Annotated in this window: 1 protein-coding gene; it reads right to left on the bottom strand. The window is 64.2% G+C overall.

Features of this window, described 5'->3' with window-relative positions; translation table 11 throughout:
- Window positions 1-33: 33 nt before the first annotated feature.
- The gene (locus HX869_RS26290; RefSeq protein WP_178903887.1) at window positions 34-1,929 is read right to left on the bottom strand and encodes a methyl-accepting chemotaxis protein; all 1,896 of its coding nucleotides are present in this window, start codon (window positions 1,927-1,929) and stop codon (window positions 34-36) included.
- Window positions 1,930-2,079 lie beyond the last annotated feature (150 nt).

Genomic DNA, 2,079 nt, shown 5'->3' with positions numbered 1-2,079 from the left:
CACATTTTGATCTTCACAAGACGGGAGAGCCGGTCAGACGCGGAATGCCTGCACGGCGGTGTTGAGTTGCCCGCCTAGTACCAATAAGTGCTCGCCCTGGCGGCGTCCCTGGCCAATTCGCAGCAAGTTGTCCTCGCCCAGCTGGTGAATCCGCTCGCTGTTATCGCGGATTTCACTCACGGCGCCACTTTGCTGGGCCGTCACATCGGCGATCCGCACGGCGGTGTCGGAAATGGTCTGGATCGCCCCGACGATTTCATCCAGCGCGCCGTCAGCCGCCTGGGCTTGTTCGGCAGTGGCCTCGGCGTGTTCGACCTGGGCACGCATGCCTTCCACCGATTGCCGGGCGGCGGTTTGCAGGCCGGCGATCAGGTGCTGGATTTCGGCGGTGGCGCCAGCGGTGCGCTGGGCCAGGGAGCGCACCTCATCGGCCACCANNGTCTGGTCGGCAATCGAGCGAATCACCGTGAGTACGCCGCCGATGGTCGCGGACTCTTCGGCGAGTTTCTCGATCATCTGCGCATTTATCTGCACTTCGCCGACCAATGCGTGCAACCCGGTCAGGCTCAGGCCGATCACCCGTTGGCCCTGCTCGACGGCCTGGCCCGCGCTGCGGCTGGCCTCGGCAGCCTGGCTGGCGTCGCCGGCGACCTGCTGGATAGTCGCTTCCAGTTCGCCCAGGGAATCGCGAATCTGCGCGGTATCACCGGCCTGGCGCTCGGCCCCGTCGTGCATGCCGCTGCTCAACTCCGCCAGCGCGCTGCTGCTGCCGGCCACTTGCTCGGCGTTGCCTCTGATGGTGCCCACCAGGTCCACCAGGTAGGCGCGCAGGCGGTTCAGGGACTCTTCGATATCGTGCAGTTCGCGGTTGGTCTTGCCCAGGGCAATGTGTTGGCTGAAGTCACCTTCGGCCCAGGTGGACAAGGCCGGCGCCAGGTTGGTCAGCACCCGCGCCAGGCGCCGCTGCAAGGTGTCGATCAAGAGGGCGATCAGCAGAATCAGGCCGATCATCACGCCTTGCATCAGCCGCACTTCGCCCTGGATCTGCGCGTGCTGGGCGCGCACCACAGGCTCCAGCCCGGCGATGGCTTGCTGCACGGCGTTGATTTTCAGGTGGGTGGCGGTGGCCAGTTCGGTGCGTTGCTGGATTTGTTCGCGGGTGCGTTTCAGCTCGGCGGGGTAGCGGGTTAGCAGGCTGTTGAGTTCGCGCTTGAGGTCGACGCCGGTGTCCTGGGCCACGGTTTTTTCAGTGTTTTCCAGGCCCATCATGGCCGAGAAATCGTCGGTACTGGACTCGCTGCTGGCGGTCACTCCCAGTAATGGCAGCTGCCCCAGCACGTCAGCCTGGCTGCGGATATTACTGACTTCGCGCTCCACATCGTCGGCCAGTTCGCTGCGCCCGCTGCTCACCAGCTTGTCCCGGGCCAGGGAGAGTTTCGCCAGGTGCTGGGACGCAGCGAGCAACGGCGGCAGATAGCGCGCCGCCTCGGGCGTACTGACGCCGCTGGCGTACTGGTTCAGTTGCTCCAGGTTGGCACCGAGTTCGCGTTCGGCTTGCAGCAACAGGGCTTGTGGGTCGCCGGCCAGCTTACCGGCGGCCAGCAGGTCGGTCTTGCCGAAGGTGTCCAGGTCGGCAAGGCTGGGACGCAGGTTTTGCGCCAGCTCTGCGGGTAACTCATCCAGCTGCTGCAACAGGTTTTCCAGGCTCTGGCTGGCGCTGCTCAGGCGCAGGGCGTCGCCGCTGGCGAGGTAATCGTCGATATTGCGCGCGGCCTGGTTCTGGAACGTCTGCGACAGGCCAAGGTAGCGCTCCATCAGCAGGTAAGGCCGTTCCAGGGCACGTTGCGACCACCAGAGCGTAGCGCCCAGGGCCAGGCAAACGGCGACCAGAAGGAGGGTGTTCAGATTCGTCAGCAGCTTCAGGCGCATGCGTGGTTTCAACCGACAGCAGAAGTAAGTGCCTGAAGTTATTGCGTTTCCATTACAGAGTTATGACGGATTCGGTGGATTCCGGTGAAAAGGTGGCACTTTGCTTTGATGCGCGCGCCGACATCACCCGGTTACGCCCGGCATCCTTGG

Source organism: Pseudomonas sp. P7779 (assembly GCF_013386315.1).
Classification (GTDB): domain Bacteria; phylum Pseudomonadota; class Gammaproteobacteria; order Pseudomonadales; family Pseudomonadaceae; genus Aquipseudomonas.
The sequence above is the reverse complement of the archived record's forward strand: the minus strand, read 5'-3'. Positions and strand labels throughout refer to the sequence as shown.